Genomic DNA, 16,136 nt, shown 5'->3' with positions numbered 1-16,136 from the left:
ACCAACCAAAGATTCAACGTGAAAAATATCTATCCCGGCCTGTTTGACGACTTGCCATTCTCGCTCGATGAAATCATCTGCGGCGTCGACGAGGCAGGCCGCGGTCCGCTGGCCGGCCCCGTCTTCGCCGCCGCCGTGATCCTCGATCCGAACCAGCCCATCGACGGCTTGCGTGATTCGAAAAAACTCAGCGAAGCCAGGCGCGACCTGCTGGCACCGCAAATCAAGGCCAAGGCCCTGGCCTGGGCCATCGCCGAAGCGTCGGAAGAAGAGATCGACAACCTGAACATCCTGCAGGCGTCGATGCTGGCCATGCGCCGCGCCGTCGAGGCCCTGGCGACCGTGCCGACCCTGGCACTGATCGACGGCAACCGCTGCCCCGTGATGCCGATACGCGGCATGGCCATCATCGGCGGCGACGACAAGGTCGATTCCATTTCCGCCGCTTCCATCCTGGCCAAGACGGCGCGCGATGCGGCGCTGGTGCACCTGCATGCGGCCTATCCCGAGTACTGCTTCGACCAGCACAAGGGCTATGGCACCAAGCTGCACCTGGAGCGCCTGCACCTGCACGGCGCCTCGCCCGTGCACCGCCGCTCGTTCGCGCCCGTGCGCAACGTGATCGCGCTGTTCGGCGGGCAGGAGGTGGCGGCATGAAGACGATTACCTCGCGCGACAATGCGCAATACAAGGATTTATTGAAGCTGGCGGGCAGTTCGCAGGCGCGCCGCAAGTCGTGCCGCACCCTGCTCGACGGCGTGCACCTGTGCCAGTCGTACCTGCAGCTGCGCGGCATGCCGGAGCAGTGCATCGTCAGCGAAAGCGCCTTGCAAAATCCGGAAGTGGCGGAGATCGTCGGCCAGCTGGAAAGCCGGCGCGCGCACGTACTGGGCTTGCCCGATGCGCTGTATAACGCGGTGAGCCAGGTCGAACATGGCGTGGGCGTGATGTTCCTCGTCGAGACGCCGGAACGGGCCGTCACGCAGCCTCTGAGCGTGTCGGCCGTGCTGCTCGATAACCTGCAAGACCCGGGCAACGTGGGTTCCATCCTGCGCAGCGCGGCCGCCGCCGGCATCACGCAGGTGTACTGCAGCGCCGGCACGGCTTTCTGCTGGTCGCCCAAGGTGCTGCGCGCGGCGATGGGCGCGCACTTCGTGCTCGACATCTTTGAAAACGTCGACCTGGCGGCACTCGTATCGAACGCCAAGGTGGCGACGCTGGCCACCAGCGGCTACGCCACGCAGCGTCTGTACGACGTCGACCTGCGCCAGCCCGTCGCATGGCTGTTCGGCCATGAAGGGCAGGGCGTCGCCGACGACCTGCTGTCGATGGCCACGCACCAGGTAGTCATTCCCCACCTGGGCCAGATCGAATCGCTGAACGTGGCCGCCTGCGCCGCCGTGTGCTTCTTCGAGCAGCTGCGCCAGGGTCAGTCCTGATACTTTCACAGCAAGGCCCGCCATGCCTGACCATGCAGTTCTGCCCTTGCTTGCCGACGGTGCCACGCGTGACGAGGCCTGGTGGCGCCAGGTAGCCAGGTTTTATCCCGCTCCGCCCGACGCCATCGTCAATCTCGAGCACGGCTATTTCGGCGCCATGGCCGCCCCCGTGCAAGCGGCCTTCGAGCAGGCCGTGCGCTACACCAACGAGCAACTGAGTCCTTTCGTGCGCGGCGAATTCACGCGCACGCATGTGGATAGCCTGCGCCGGCGCGTCGCCGCGCTGATCCATGCGGAACCGCATGAAATCCTGCTGACCCGCAGCGGCACCGAGTCGATGCAGGTGCTGATCACGCAATACCACGGCCTGGCGCCCGGCGATACCGTGCTGTGGAGTAATCTCGACTATCCGGCCATGCGCACGGCCATGCGCTGGCTGGCGCAGCGCCGTGGCGTCACCAGCACGCAAGTCGCATTGAACTTGCCCATCGGCGATGACGAGATCATCGCCCGCTACGCGCAAGCCATGCGCCAGGCCGTCAAGCCCAAATTGCTGCTGCTGTCGCAGGTGACGCCGGCCAATGGCCAGCAAATGCCGCTGAAGGCCATCATGACGCTGGCGCGCGAACACGGTATCGACGTGCTGCTCGACAGCGCTCATGCGCTGGGGCAGGTCGACGTCGACGTGCAGGCCATGGGTGTCGATTTCGCCGGTTTCAATCTGCACAAATGGCTGGGGGCGCCGGCGGGACTCGGTGTCGTGTATATCCGCGCCTCGCAATTGCACAAGATCGAGCCGCATTGTGGCGACGACGATTATCCGCTGGACGATATCCGCAGCCGCCTGCACATGGGCATGCCGCCGATCGGCGCCATCCTGGCCGCGCCTGCCGCCTTGGAATTCCATGCGCGCCTGGGCGGCACGCCGGCCAAGAACGAACGCCTGGCCTGGCTGCGCAATTACTGGGTCGAGCGGGCGGCGCAGTTGCCCGGCGTGCGCATCCTGTCGCCGCTCGATGCCAAACGCGGCACGGCGCTGGTCGCCTTTGCCGTTGACGGCATGAGCGCGCGCGATCTGCAGCAAGCCTTGCTGCAGCGTTTTGGCGTCTTTACCGTGCAGCGCAATATCGGCGATGCCGACATCGTGCGCGCCACGGTGGCAATCACCACCACCACCGCTGAACTGGACCAATTGGTGGCGGCGCTGACGGTGCTGTCCAGCGAGGCGAACGCCTGACAAAACCGTCGCGAGCGCACGCGCAGCAGGTTTGGTCAGGTGTTCTAGTACTCGCGGCGGTTCGGCTTGATCTCTTGCAGGATCGTCGTGGAGATCTCTTCGATCGACTTGGTGGTCGAGGAGAGCCAGCGGATACCTTCGCGTTTCATCATTTTTTCCGCCTCGTTGACTTCGTAACGGCAGTTTTCAATTGCCGCATACTTGCTTCCAGCGCGTCTTTCGTTGCGTATTTCCGACAAACGTTCGGGCGTAATGCTCAATCCGAAAATTTTATTCTTAAATTCCAGCAGGGCCGATGGCAGCTTGTCGCGCTCGAAATCGTCGGGAATCAGCGGATAATTGGCCGCCTTGATACCGTATTGCATGGCCAGATACAGGCTGGTCGGGGTCTTGCCAGAGCGCGAAACACCCACCAGAATGACATCGGCCGAGGACAGGTTCTTGTGCGACTGCCCATCGTCATGCGCCAGCGAATAGTTGATCGCCTCGATGCGGTTCTTGTATTCCTCGCTGTCGACGATATTGTGCGAGCGTCCGATGGTGTGGGTCGACATCACGCCCAGCTCCTGCTCCAGCGGGGCCACAAAGGTCTGGATCAGGTCCATGTGCATGCCGCTGGACTTGCGGATCACGGCCGACAGGTCGTTCTTCACCAGGGTGGAGAAAATGATCGGGCGCTGGCCATCGGCGGCGAAGGCTTCGTTGATCTTGCGCGCCGCATCGTATGCCTTGTCCATGGTGTCGATGAAGGGCAGGCGGATCTGGCGGAAGCGCAGATCGAACTGCGTCAGCACCGAGTGGCCGAACGTCTCGGCGGTGATGCCGGTACCGTCGGAAACGAAGAAGACGGTGCGGGCCGCAGAGGGCAGAGGAGGGCGTGGTTCTTGTGTCATGGGTTTTCGGATCAAGATTGTGCGTCGTCAATTTGCGCCGCACAAGGTAAAATGGCTGCAACGGTATGATTGTGCTGCACGACGCCAAGAATAACAAGAAGACTGTCTGTGCGCCGCGCGTAAAGATTTCTATCATCAGTAAGGGTGTCATTATGACCAACGCAGTATCGCAACAGCAGGAAGACAAGGACGCGGTGTATGTTGCCTCGTTCGAGCATTTGCGCATGACGGATGTCGAATCCGTCGGCGGCAAGAACGCCTCCCTGGGCGAAATGATCAGCCAGCTGGCGGAAGCCGGCGTGCGCGTGCCCGGTGGCTTTGCCACCACGGCGCAGGCATTCCGCGATTTCCTTTCGTATAGCGCCAACGGCGGCTTGCCGCTGGCCGAACGCATCGCCCAGCGCCTCGAAGGGCTGAACATCGATGACGTGCGCGCGCTGGCGCAAGCCGGCGCCGAGATCCGTCAATGGATCGTCGAAACGCCGTTCCAGCCACGCCTGGCCGCTGAAATCGATCAGTTCTACGCCAAGCTGGTGGCCGATTCCGACACCGAAATGTCGTTTGCCGTGCGTTCCTCGGCCACGGCGGAAGACTTGCCGGACGCCTCTTTTGCTGGTCAGCAAGAAACCTTCCTGAACGTGGTCGGCATCGACAACGTGCTCGAAGCCATGAAACAGGTGTTCGCGTCGCTGTACAACGACCGCGCCATCTCGTATCGCGTGCACAAGGGCTTTACGCACGCTGAAGTGGCCTTGTCGGCCGGCGTGCAGCGCATGGTGCGTTCCGACCTGGGCGCGGCCGGCGTGATGTTCACCATCGATACCGAGTCGGGCTTCAAGGACGTGGTCTTCGTCACTTCCAGCTATGGCCTGGGCGAAACCGTGGTGCAGGGCGCCGTCAATCCCGATGAATTCTATGTGCACAAGCCGATGCTGGAAAAAGGCAAGTCGCCTGTGATCCGCCGCAATATCGGCTCGAAGCTGCTGAAGATGGAATTTACGAACGAAGCGAAAGCCGGCCGTTCCGTGAAAACCGTCGACGTACCCGTCGAAATGCGCAACCGCTACTCGCTGAACGACAGCGAAGTGGTGGAGCTGGCCAAGTACGCCGTCATCATCGAAAACCACTACGGCCGTCCGATGGACATCGAGTGGGGCAAGGATGGCCGCGACGGCAAGCTGTACATCCTGCAGGCGCGTCCTGAAACCGTCAAGTCGCAGCAAAAGGCGACCGACGTGCAGGAACGCTTCAAGCTGAAGAGCACGGGCACCGTGCTGACGTCGGGCCGCGCCATCGGCCAGAAGATCGGCGCCGGCCCCGTGCGCGTGATCCACGACCCGGCCGACATGGAGCGCGTGCAGCCAGGCGACGTGCTCGTTGCCGACATGACGGACCCGAACTGGGAACCGGTCATGAAGCGCGCATCGGCCATCGTCACCAACCGTGGCGGCCGCACTTGCCACGCAGCAATTATTGCCCGTGAACTCGGCGTGCCTGCCGTCGTCGGCTGCGGCGACGCGACCGACGTGCTGAAAGACGGCACGTTCGTCACCGTCGTGTGCTCCGAAGGCGACGAAGGCAAGATCTACGACGGCTTGCTGGAAACGGAAGTGTCGGAAGTGTCGCGCGGCGAATTGCCGAAGCTCGATACCAAGATCATGCTCAACGTGGGCAATCCGCAGCTGGCGTTCGACTTCCAGTCCGTGCCGAATGCCGGCGTGGGCCTGGCGCGTCTGGAATTCATCATCAATAACAATATTGGTGTGCATCCGCGCGCGATCCTGGAATACCCGAACATCGATGCCGACCTGAAAAAGGCCGTGGAATCGGTGGCGCGCGGCCACGCTTCGCCAAAAGCGTTCTATATCGACAAGCTGGCTGAAGGTATCGCTACCATCGCCGCCGCGTTCTGGCCGAAAAAAGTCATCGTGCGCCTGTCCGACTTCAAGTCGAACGAGTACAAGAAGCTGATCGGCGGTTCGCGCTACGAGCCGGACGAGGAAAACCCGATGCTGGGCTTCCGCGGCGCGGCGCGCTACCTGTCGGCCGACTTCTCCGAAGCGTTCAACATGGAATGCGAAGCGATGAAGCGCGTGCGCAATGACATGGGCCTGACGAACGTGGAAATCATGGTGCCATTCGTGCGCACCCTGGGCCAGGCCGAGAAAGTCATCGACTTGCTGGCGAAGAACGGCCTGAAGCGCGGCGAGAACGACCTGCGCGTCATCATGATGTGCGAAGTGCCGTCGAACGCCATCCTGGCCGACCAGTTCCTCGACCATTTCGACGGCTTCTCGATCGGTTCGAACGACCTGACCCAGCTGACCCTGGGCCTGGACCGCGATTCCGGCATGGAATTGCTGGCCGCCGACTTCGACGAGCGCGATCCTGCCGTGAAAGCCCTGCTGGCCCTGGCCATCAAGGCTTGCCTGACACGCGGCAAGTACATCGGCATTTGCGGCCAGGGTCCTTCCGACCATCCGGACTTCGCCGTCTGGCTGATGGAGCAGGGCATTGAATCGATGTCCCTGAATCCTGACTCGGTGATCGATACCTGGCAAAAGCTGGCTGCGCTGAAAGCGTAAGCATCTTTATTGCCCCTTGAAAACCCGCTGCCACTGACCTGGCAGCGGGTTTTTTTATGCCTGCTGTGGAGCGCACGGCAGTATCCGATGGGCTTGCGCCAGATCAGCTAAAATGATTCCACCAATACATTGAAACGGGAGTTCACATGGCAAGCAAGAAACCGAGCAAAGTGGCAAAGATCGACATCGGCATTTCCGAAGCGGACCGCGCGAAGATTGCGGAAGGCCTGTCCGGCCTGCTGGCCGACAGCTACACCTTGTACCTGATGACCCATAATTTTCACTGGAACGTCAAGGGGCCGATGTTCAACACCCTGCACCTGATGTTCATGACGCAATACACGGAGCAGTGGGCCGCGCTGGACTTGATCGCCGAGCGTATCCGCGCCCTCGGCTATCCGGCGCCGGGCACCTACAAGGAATTCGTCAAGCTCGCTTCGATCAAGGAGATCGACGGCGTGCCGCCGGCGCTGGACATGGTCAGCCACCTGGTGTCGGCACAGGAAGCGACCGCGCGCACGGCGCGCCGTTTGTTCCCGTTGCTCGAGAAAGCCAATGACCAGCCGACGGCCGATTTGATCACGCAGCGCCTCGATTTGCATGAGAAGACGGCGTGGATGTTGCGCAGCCTGCTCGAGGAATAAACGCCGGGCCGGCGGCGCTAATTCGCCGCCGGCTATTGACGTCATCCGGAATTGCGTTAGACTGCTTGTATATAGGTGTTTGGCAAGAATAATATCAGGCAGTGCAGCGCATTAAACCCCGTCGCTTATATAGGCTGCGGGGTTTTTTATTTTGGATTCACAAGGATGGAGGCATCATGGCTGAATGGGTGGGCTGGTTTGTCGCGGCTGGCGCGGTATTGATCCTGGAGCTGTTTACGGGCACGTTTTATCTGCTGATGATCGCCATCGGCGTCAGCGCCGGAGGATTGGTGGCGCTGGCGGGCGGAAATGGCAGCTGGCAGGCCCTGACGGCCGCCATTGTCGGCGTGGCGGCTACGCTGTTATTGCGGCGCAGCCGTTTTGGCAGGGCGGCGCGGCGCGATGCGGCGCAGGATCCGAATGTGAATCTCGATATCGGCCAAAGCGTGGCGGTCGCGCACTGGGTCGATGGTGCGGCGCGCGTCATGTATCGCGGCGCCTTGTGGGATGTGGAATTGATTCCCGGCAGCGATACGCAGGCCGGTCATTACACCATACGTGCCGTGCGTGGCAGCCGTTTGATTGTTGGATAACCTGGAGAATAGATTATGGAAGTAAGCATCGGAAGCGTGTCGCTGATCTTGTTATTGCTGGCGTTGGTATTTGTCTTCAAGACGGTCAATGTGGTGCCGCAGCAGCATGCCTGGGTGGTGGAACGCCTGGGCAAGTTCCATGCGGTATTGGGGCCTGGCCTGAATATTGTCGTACCTTTTGTTGACCGCATCGCTTATAAGCATGTACTCAAGGAAATTCCACTCGACGTGCCGCCGCAGGTGTGCATTACGCGTGACAATACGCAATTGCAGGTCGATGGCATTCTGTATTTCCAGATTACCGATGCGATGCGTGCTTCATATGGTTCGTCGAATTATATTGCCGCCATTACGCAATTGGCGCAAACGACCTTGCGATCGGTGATCGGTAAAATGGAACTCGACAAGACATTTGAAGAGCGCGACCATATCAATACTGCCATCGTGAATGCCATCGATGAATCGGCGGCGAATTGGGGCGTCAAGGTATTGCGCTATGAAATCAAGGATTTGACGCCGCCCAAGGAAATCCTGCATGCGATGCAGGCGCAGATCACGGCCGAGCGCGAAAAGCGCGCGCTGATTGCCGCCTCGGAAGGACGCAAGCAGGAGCAGATCAATATCGCCAGCGGCGAGCGCGAAGCGAACATTGCCCGCTCCGAAGGCGAGAAGCAGGCATCGATCAACCGCGCCGAAGGTCAGGCCACAGCCATCGTTGCGCTGGCACAGGCCAGTGCCGAGGCGCTGCGCCAGGTCGGCGCCGCCATCCGCGAGCCGGGCGGCGAAGATGCCGTCAACCTGAAAGTGGCCGAACAGTATGTGGGCGCCTTCGCGCAATTGGCGAAGACAAATAACTCGATTATCGTGCCGGCCAATCTGGGCGATATGAGTGGTTTGATCGCCGCGGCAATGCAGGTGGTCAAAACCCAGAAGCCGAAAGGTGGCGTGGCGATTCCTTGATTGCCGGTGAATAGCAAACTCGTAGCAAGTTTTTCGTCAATACTGCCCGCCATATCGCGGGCAGTTTTCATTTGCGCCACTGGAATATATGGCAGCAGCAGGGTTGGAGTATCAGCGTTGGAATCAGTAGCGCTGAGAATATTTTCTTTATGCTATGCTGTGCGCACTTTCTGGGTTATATGTTGTCGTGCGACGCTTATCTTTTTGATTGAAGTGGAATCTGCTGCACCGATGTCCGCGATGGACGGCGACGCGGGATTGGAGGCCGGTGCACGGTGGCCGATAGTATTGGCCCCGTGTATGTTTTGAATTGCAATTTTTAATTACTATAAATTGCAATGAAACAAAAAATACTGCAGAATAAATGTGACCGATGGCGCTGTATTGAATCGCCGCCGCACAAAATACAGGTACTGGCGCAGACGGTACACTGCGGTGACCGTCCCCTTGATTGAAGACTTGCATCGCCTGAAAGCCGGGAAGTGGGGGTTTTGGGAAAAGAATTGTAAAAAACAATCAAATCTTCAGAAAAAATCACCTCAATCGCGTTACAATTGGATAGAATTTAACTGTTCAGTTATATTTTTCAACTCACACAAGGAAATATCATGGATCTGTCCAGCTTATCCCTGTCCGAACTGCGCACCTTGCAGGACGACATCAAGAAGCAAATGAAAAAACGCGAACAAGACGATCTGTCCAAAGCGCGTGAACAAATCCTGGCGATCGCACAGAGCGTCGGCGTTTCCGTAAAAGATCTGGTTGGTACGGGTATCCGCGCTAAAACCGGCACGGTTGCAGTACGCTATCGCAATCCGGATGATGCGACGCAGCAATGGACTGGCCGTGGCCGTCAACCGAAATGGGTCAAAGAGTGGACCGATTCGGGCAAGTCGCGTGACCTGCTGAAGGTGTAATGTAATACGCCATTCATTCGGATGCTTGTCCTGTGCGGTAATACAGGTGTACAAGGCAGTATGCAAGCATCCGGAACTTTCCTCGTTTTTTGTCTTTGGCCAGGCAGGCCGAGTTGATGTCCTTCGCCGTATCTCCATGGCTTTTTCGCCAATACCGCTTTATTTCCCGCCTTACTTCTTTCTTTTCCCTGCTTTATTCCGTCGCGCTGAGTTTTTCCCGCTTGCCGCAGGCAATCGGCAAAATAAAACCCGGCATATAGCCGGGCTTGTTGGTATTGGCGCAGCACGCTGCGCGCGGTGCCGGATCAGCGGCGGTGCGATTTCATGGCCGCTTGCACTTCGCGCGCGCCATCGCGGTCGCGTTCCGCAGCGCGTTTGTCGTGCTGTTTCTTGCCCTTGGCCAGGCCGATCTCGCATTTCACGCGGCCGCCCTTGTAGTGCAGGTTGAGCGGCACCAGGGTATAGCCGGAGCGTTCCACCTTGCCGATCAGTTTATCCATTTCAGCGCGGTGCAGCAGCAGCTTGCGCGTGCGTACGGCTTCCGGGTGGATATGGGTGGAGGCGGTCGGCAGGGCGCTGATATGCGCGCCGAACAGGAAGAGTTCATCGCCGCGGACGACGACGTAGGCTTCCTTGATTTGTACGCGGGCGTCGCGGATGGCTTTGACTTCCCAGCCTTCCAGCACGATGCCCGCTTCGTAGCGATCCTCGATAAAGTAGTCGTGGAAGGCTTTTCTGTTGTCTGCTATGGTCATGAGATGGTAAATGTGCGCGGGTCGGTTAAACTACTGTCTCGCGCAAGCGCGATAAAATCAAATGTATCCAACATCATAGCAAATGGTTCTTCAATGGCAGTAGTACATAAATCAGTTTTTCTCGGCTATAGCGCCGAACAAATGTTCGCGCTGGTAGCGGCGGTGGAAGATTATCCCAAATTCCTGCCCTGGTGTGGTGCGGTCGAGATTCGCGAGCGGGGCGAGAACACGGTCGTCGCCAGCGTGGGCATACATTACCACGGCGTGCGCCAAAGCTTCACCACGTCCAACGAGAACGTGCCGCCGACGTCCATCAAGATGAAGCTGGTGGACGGTCCTTTCAAGACCCTCGACGGCGTGTGGACCTTCAAGGCCCTGCGCGAAGACGCCTGCAAGATCGAACTGGACCTGCACTACGAGTTTTCCAGCCGCGTACTGGAACAGATCATCGGCCCCGTCTTCGGCATGATTGCCAACAGCATGGTCGATTCCTTCTGCAAGCGCGCGGAGACCGTGTATGGCTGAGACCAGCATGCAGGTGCAAGTGTGTCACGCGCTGCCGGACAGCAGCTTTTTGCGTACCTTGACGGTGCCTGCCGGCACCACCATCGGGCAGGCGGTGGCGCTGAGCGGCTTGCTGCAGGAAATGCCCGGCATCGACCTGGCTGTGAACATGGTCGGCATCTATGGCAAGAAGAAGCCGCTCGATACCGTATTGCACGAGCATGACCGCGTGGAAGTGTACCGCCCCTTGCAGGCGGACCCGAAAGAGGCGCGCCGGCGCAGGGCCAGCGGCAAGCCTGCGAAGGGCTGAGCGGGCAGGGCGGCCGCTGCCTGGCGAGCGCCATTTTTTGCTATTTTCAAATATCTTTTCTATGCTGCAAGGACGGAGGGCGCTTTTTTCTGTATAATCTGCTTTTGCGCCAATAGGAAATGCTATGCGTCTACTTCAAAAAGCACTCACATTCGATGACGTGCTGCTCGTCCCAGCCTACTCCAACGTTCTGCCCGCCGATACGTCCCTCAAAACTCGCCTGACCCGCAACATCACCCTGAATATTCCCTTGCTGTCCGCAGCCATGGATACGGTGACGGAAGCCCGCCTGGCGATCGCGATGGCCCAGGAAGGCGGCATCGGCATCATCCACAAGAATTTGAATCCGAAGGACCAGGCACGTGAAGTGGCCCGCGTAAAGCGTTTCGAAGCTGGCGTGCTGCGTGATCCGATCACGATTCCGCCGGAAATGAAAATCCGCGACGTGATCGCCTTGACGGAACAATACGGCATCAGCGGTTTCCCTGTCGTCAAAGGCAAGGAAGTCGTCGGCATCATCACCAACCGCGATTTGCGCTTTGAGCAGGAACTCGACGCGGAAGCTTCCGCCAAGATGACCCCGCGCGAAAAACTCGTCGTCGTCAAGGAAGACGCCGATACGGCCGAAGCCAAGCGCCTGATGAACAAGCACCGTCTCGAGCGCGTGCTGGTCGTCAACGACGCATTTGAGTTACGCGGCCTGATTACCGTCAAGGATATCCAGAAGTCGACCTCGCACCCGTTCGCGTCGAAAGACAGCCAGGGCAAACTGCTGGTCGGCGCTGCCGTCGGCGTCGGTGCCAAGGATGAAGAGCGCATCGACCTGCTGGTCGCAGCCGGTGTCGACGTGCTGGTGGTCGACACGGCCCACGGCCACTCGCAAGGCATCCTCGACCGCGTACGCTGGATCAAGACCAAGTACCCGCAAGTCGAAGTGATTGGTGGCAACATCGCTACCGCCGCCGCCGCCAAGGCGCTGGTGGAATACGGCGCCGATGCGGTCAAGGTCGGCATCGGTCCTGGCTCGATCTGCACCACGCGTATCGTCGCCGGTGTGGGCGTGCCGCAAATCACGGCCATCTCGAATGTTGCCGAAGCACTGGAAGGCACGGGCGTGCCATGTATCGCCGACGGCGGTATCCGTTTCTCGGGCGATATCTCGAAAGCGCTGGCCGCTGGCGCCTCGACCGTCATGATGGGTTCCATGTTTGCCGGTACGGAAGAAGCACCAGGCGAAGTGATCCTGTATCAGGGCCGCAGCTACAAATCGTACCGCGGCATGGGTTCGCTGGGCGCGATGTCCGACGGTTCGGCTGACCGTTATTTCCAGGACGCCACCATGAAGGCCGACAAGTTCGTGCCTGAAGGTATCGAAGGCCGCGTGGCCTACAAGGGCAGCGTGCTGGCGATCATCTTCCAGCTGGTGGGCGGCGTGCGTCAATCGATGGGGTACTGCGGCTGCGCCACCATCGACGAGCTGCGCGAAAAAGCGGAATTCGTGGAAATCACCTCGGCCGGCATGCGCGAGTCGCATGTCCATGATGTGCAGATCACGAAAGAAGCGCCAAATTATCGCTCCGAGTAAGCGGTAACGAAAGTCCAGACCGGCGCCCAGTGCGCCGGTTTTGCAATTGACCCTGAATAAAGCTCCGACCATGCATTCTAAAATCCTCATTCTCGATTTCGGTTCCCAAGTCACCCAGTTGATCGCCCGCCGCGTGCGCGATTCCGGCGTGTTTTCCGAAGTCTTCCCGTATGACGTCAGCGACGAATTCGTGCGCAACTATGGCGCCGCCGGCGTGATCCTGTCGGGCAGCCATAATTCCACGCTGGACGGCGACTCGCCGCGCGCGCCGCAAGCCGTGTTCGAGCTGGGCGTGCCCGTGCTGGGCATCTGCTACGGCATGCAAACCATGGCGGCCCAGCTGGGCGGCAAGGTGGAAAACGGCCTGGTACGCGAATTCGGCTACGCCGAAGTGCGCGCCCGCAGCCATACCAAGCTGCTCAACGGTATTGCCGACTTCGTCACAGACGAAGGCCACGGCATGCTGAAAGTATGGATGAGCCATGGCGACAAGGTGCTGGAAATGCCGCCAGGCTTCAAGCTGATGGGCAACACCCCGAGCTGCCCGATCGCCGCCATGGCCGATGAAGAGCGCCAGTTCTACGGCGTGCAGTTCCACCCGGAAGTAACGCACACGGTGCAGGGCAAGGCCATGATCGGCCGTTTCGTGCATGAAATCTGCGGCTGCAAGTCGGACTGGAACATGCCTGACTACATCAGCGAAGCGGTGGAAAAGATCCGCGCGCAAGTGGGCACCGATGATGTCATCCTGGGCTTGTCCGGCGGCGTCGATTCGTCCGTGGCCGCTGCCCTGATCCACCGCGCCATCGGCGATCAGCTGACCTGCGTCTTCGTCGACCACGGCCTGCTGCGCCTCGACGAAGGCAAGATGGTGATGGACATGTTCGCCAAGAACCTGGGCGTGAAAGTCATCCGCGTCGACGCGGAAGACCAGTTCATGGGCCATCTGGCTGGCGTCACCGACCCCGAGCAAAAGCGCAAGATCATCGGCCGCGAATTCGTCGAAGTCTTCCAGGTCGAATCGGGCAAGCTGGTCAACGCCAAATGGCTGGCGCAAGGCACGATCTACCCGGACGTGATCGAATCGGCCGGCAAAGGCAAGAAGGGCCAGACCATCAAGAGCCACCACAACGTGGGCGGCTTGCCGGACACCATGAAGCTCAAGCTGCTGGAACCGTTGCGCGAGCTGTTCAAGGACGAAGTGCGCAAACTGGGCGTGGCCCTGGGCTTGCCGCATGACATGGTCTACCGCCACCCGTTCCCGGGCCCGGGCCTGGGCGTGCGCATCCTCGGCGAAGTCAAGAAAGACTACGCCGACCTGCTGCGCCGCGCCGACGCCATCTTCATCGAAGAACTGCGCAACACGCCGTATGAGCCGGTGGTGGTGCCTGGCTTCGACCAGGATAGCGTACCGACCAACTGGTACGAAGCGACGAGCCAGGCTTTTGCCGTCTTCCTGCCCGTCAAATCGGTGGGCGTGATGGGCGATGGCCGCACCTACGAATACGTGGTGGCACTGCGCGCCGTGCAGACACAGGACTTCATGACGGCTCACTGGGCCCACCTGCCGCACAGTCTGCTGGGCAAGGTCTCGAACCGCATCATCAATGAAGTGCGCGGCATCAACCGCGTCGTCTACGATATTTCGGGCAAGCCGCCGGCGACCATTGAGTGGGAGTGAGTTCCCATAAGGAAACTTTGCATTTCCGAATAAGTGAGTAAGCCAAAGCCCTGTTTTTACAGGGCTTTTTTTATGCATCGATGCCGGACGCCATTGCCTGCTGTGCCGCCGCAAGACCGCGCGGGATTTTACTAGTGGTAATTGGATAGTTGAATGGCAGTTACCAAAGAGATAAAGTTCTCAAGAAATAAATAAAATTGCCATACAGAAATAATTATTTTATAATCTACTTAAGAAAATAATTGCGTAAGGCAACATATGCACCTGCGCTTGACGCCATGGTGCGGTGTATTTTTGTTCAGCGGCACCTTGTGTGCCGCCGTGTCCGCGCAGACCCGTCCCGAAATCGCGCCGCCCCTTCCCACCCCGCCTGGCAGCAGCCAGCGCGACGATGCCAGCCAAGAATTGATCCGCCAGCAAGAACGCGAGCGCCTCCTGCGACAGCAGCAGGAGCGCACGCCCGACGTGCGCCTGCTCGAGGCGCCCGCGGCCGCAGCCGCGAACCGCCTGCCCACAGGCGAATCGCCGTGCTTTACCATCGATCATCTGCAATTGCGGGGCGAGGACGCCGCCCGGTTCCAGTGGGCGCTGGCCGTCGCCGGGCACGACGACCTGGGGGCGTCGGACTCGCCGCTGGGCCGCTGCCTGGGCACGCAGGCCATCAATGTGCTGATGGGGCGCATGCAGAACGCCATCATCGCGCGCGGCTACGTCACCACGCGCGTGCTGGCCGAGCCGCAGGACCTGAGCCGTGGCACCCTGGCCTTGACGCTGATACCGGGGCGTATCCGCCAGATCGGCTTTGCGCCCGGCACCAACCCCCGCGCCACCTGGTGGAATGCCGTGCCGGCGCGGCCGGGCGACTTGCTCAATGTGCGCGATACGGAACAGGCGCTGGAAAACTTCAAGCGCGTGCCGACGGCCGAGGCCGATATCCAGATCATGCCGGCCGAAGGCGGCAATGCGAAGCCGGGCGAGAGCGACCTGCAGATCCAGTGGAAGCAGGGTTTGCCGTTCCGCCTGGCGCTGGGCCTCGACGACGGCGGTTCGCGCTCGACGGGCAAACTGCAGGGCAGCGTGACTCTGTCGTATGACCACTGGCTGACCCTGAACGATCTGTTTTACCTGAGCCTGAACCAGAACGTTGACGGCAACCGCAATGGTCCGCGCGGCACAGGCGGCATGGTGGCCCACTATTCGATTCCCTACGCCTACTGGCTGCTGGCCTTCACGGCCAGCGACAGCCGCTATCACCAGTCCGTGGCCGGCATCAGCCAGGATTACAACTACAGCGGCGCCAGCCAAAACAAGGAAGTGAAACTGTCGCGCCTGGTGTACCGCGACGCGTCGCGCAAGACGACGCTGTCCCTGCGCGGCTGGCAGCGTGCAGCGCAAAACTTCATCGACGACACGGAAGTGGAAGTGCAGCGCCGCCGCATGGCGGGCTGGGAACTGGGCCTTGGCCACCGCGAATTCCTGGCGCAGGCCACCCTGGACCTGAACCTGCAATACCGGCGCGGCACGGGCGCGATGCATGCGATGGCGGCGCCCGAGGAAGCGTTTGGCGAGGGTACGTCGCGTTTCAAACTGATCCTGGCCGACGCGGCCCTGTCGGCGCCGTTCAAGCTGGCCGGCCAGCCGCTGCGCTACGCGGGCAGCTGGCGCATGCAGCACAACCGCACGCCGCTGGTGCCGCAGGACCGCTTTGCCATCGGCGGGCGCTACACGGTGCGCGGCTACGACGGCGAAAGCAGCCTGTCGGCCGAACGCGGCTGGCTGCTGCGCAACGAAGTCGGCGTGCCGCTGGGCAGCAGCGGCCAGGAAGCGTATGCGGGCCTGGACCACGGCGAAGTATCGGGGCCGTCCGCCGAATGGCTGATCGCGCGGCGCCTGACGGGCGCTTTTGTGGGCTTGCGCGGCCAGTGGCTGGGGGTGCAGTACGACGCCTTTGTCGGCTGGCCCGTGCGCAAACCCGAGCTGTTCCGCACGGCCAGCCATACGGCCGGCTTCAGCCTGAACGCCAGCTATTAAAA

Annotated in this window: 15 protein-coding genes; 13 read left to right on the top strand and 2 right to left on the bottom strand. The window is 60.4% G+C overall.

Features of this window, described 5'->3' with window-relative positions; genetic code table 11:
• Window positions 1-18: 18 nt before the first annotated feature.
• Genes rnhB through OX462_RS15890 form a run of 3 tightly spaced genes read left to right on the top strand, consistent with a single transcriptional unit; the run spans window position 19 to window position 2,676 of the window.
• A complete protein-coding gene (gene rnhB, locus OX462_RS15900) occupies window positions 19-657 on the top strand; it encodes a ribonuclease HII (protein ID WP_230505604.1) in 639 nt (212 codons plus the stop codon).
• Window positions 654-1,439, top strand: coding sequence for a TrmH family RNA methyltransferase (locus OX462_RS15895; RefSeq protein ID WP_409026530.1), 786 nt, complete (start codon window positions 654-656; stop codon window positions 1,437-1,439). The genes rnhB and OX462_RS15895 overlap by 4 nt, the downstream gene beginning before the upstream one ends.
• Before the next feature lie 22 nt (window positions 1,440-1,461).
• Entirely contained in the window at window positions 1,462-2,676 is a 1,215-nt protein-coding gene (locus OX462_RS15890) for an aminotransferase class V-fold PLP-dependent enzyme (RefSeq protein WP_409026529.1), read from the top strand.
• Between the two features lie 44 nt (window positions 2,677-2,720).
• Here OX462_RS15890 and OX462_RS15885 read toward each other — a convergent pair whose 3' ends face one another.
• Window positions 2,721-3,569 carry a phosphoenolpyruvate synthetase regulatory kinase/phosphorylase PpsR gene (locus OX462_RS15885; RefSeq protein ID WP_070288024.1) on the bottom strand — a complete coding sequence of 283 codons (849 nt, stop codon included), beginning with the start codon at window positions 3,567-3,569 and terminating at the stop codon, window positions 2,721-2,723.
• Between the two features lie 152 nt (window positions 3,570-3,721).
• Here OX462_RS15885 and ppsA point away from each other — a divergent pair, with 152 nt between their 5' ends.
• The 5 genes from ppsA (at window position 3,722) to OX462_RS15860 (ending at window position 9,268) form a co-directional block, all read left to right on the top strand.
• Window positions 3,722-6,154 carry a phosphoenolpyruvate synthase gene (gene ppsA, locus OX462_RS15880; RefSeq protein ID WP_409026528.1) on the top strand — a complete coding sequence of 811 codons (2,433 nt, stop codon included), beginning with the start codon at window positions 3,722-3,724 and terminating at the stop codon, window positions 6,152-6,154.
• Window positions 6,155-6,300: 146 nt separating this feature from the next.
• A complete protein-coding gene (locus OX462_RS15875) occupies window positions 6,301-6,798 on the top strand; it encodes a Dps family protein (RefSeq protein ID WP_034752224.1) in 498 nt (165 codons plus the stop codon).
• Window positions 6,799-6,974: 176 nt separating this feature from the next.
• Window positions 6,975-7,391: an NfeD family protein gene (locus OX462_RS15870; RefSeq protein ID WP_070221510.1), complete on the top strand. Its 417-nt coding sequence runs from the start codon at window positions 6,975-6,977 to the stop codon at window positions 7,389-7,391.
• A 15-nt stretch (window positions 7,392-7,406) separates the two neighbouring features.
• Complete coding sequence (locus tag OX462_RS15865; RefSeq protein ID WP_070221509.1) at window positions 7,407-8,351, top strand: SPFH domain-containing protein; 945 nt, start codon at window positions 7,407-7,409, stop codon at window positions 8,349-8,351.
• 608 nt (window positions 8,352-8,959) lie between these two features.
• Window positions 8,960-9,268, top strand: a complete 309-nt coding sequence (locus OX462_RS15860; RefSeq protein WP_010397665.1) for an H-NS histone family protein — start codon at window positions 8,960-8,962, stop codon at window positions 9,266-9,268.
• Window positions 9,269-9,573: 305 nt separating this feature from the next.
• On the opposite strand, the gene smpB is transcribed toward OX462_RS15860, so the two are convergent.
• Complete coding sequence (smpB, locus tag OX462_RS15855; RefSeq protein ID WP_034784131.1) at window positions 9,574-10,023, bottom strand: SsrA-binding protein SmpB; 450 nt, start codon at window positions 10,021-10,023, stop codon at window positions 9,574-9,576.
• 93 nt (window positions 10,024-10,116) lie between these two features.
• On the opposite strand from smpB, the gene OX462_RS15850 reads away from it, so the two are divergent.
• The 5 genes from OX462_RS15850 to OX462_RS15830 all read left to right on the top strand — a co-directional run bounded on the left by OX462_RS15850 (window position 10,117) and on the right by OX462_RS15830 (window position 16,134).
• Entirely contained in the window at window positions 10,117-10,548 is a 432-nt protein-coding gene (locus tag OX462_RS15850; RefSeq protein WP_035818194.1) for a type II toxin-antitoxin system RatA family toxin, read from the top strand.
• Window positions 10,541-10,837 carry an RnfH family protein gene (locus OX462_RS15845; protein WP_070221508.1) on the top strand — a complete coding sequence of 99 codons (297 nt, stop codon included), beginning with the start codon at window positions 10,541-10,543 and terminating at the stop codon, window positions 10,835-10,837. Before OX462_RS15850 ends, OX462_RS15845 begins: the two co-directional genes overlap by 8 nt.
• Before the next feature lie 124 nt (window positions 10,838-10,961).
• A complete protein-coding gene (guaB, locus tag OX462_RS15840) occupies window positions 10,962-12,422 on the top strand; it encodes an IMP dehydrogenase (protein WP_034752206.1) in 1,461 nt (486 codons plus the stop codon).
• 70 nt (window positions 12,423-12,492) lie between these two features.
• Window positions 12,493-14,103 (top strand): glutamine-hydrolyzing GMP synthase, encoded by a 1,611-nt coding sequence (gene guaA / locus OX462_RS15835; protein WP_070288027.1) that lies wholly within the window; start codon window positions 12,493-12,495, stop codon window positions 14,101-14,103.
• A 258-nt stretch (window positions 14,104-14,361) separates the two neighbouring features.
• Complete coding sequence (locus OX462_RS15830; RefSeq protein WP_409026527.1) at window positions 14,362-16,134, top strand: ShlB/FhaC/HecB family hemolysin secretion/activation protein; 1,773 nt, start codon at window positions 14,362-14,364, stop codon at window positions 16,132-16,134.
• Window positions 16,135-16,136 lie beyond the last annotated feature (2 nt).

The sequence above is a fragment of the Janthinobacterium aestuarii genome (assembly GCF_046113285.1).
In the GTDB taxonomy this organism is placed as follows: Bacteria; Pseudomonadota; Gammaproteobacteria; order Burkholderiales; family Burkholderiaceae_D; genus Janthinobacterium.
The sequence above is the reverse complement of the archived record's forward strand: the minus strand, read 5'-3'. Positions and strand labels throughout refer to the sequence as shown.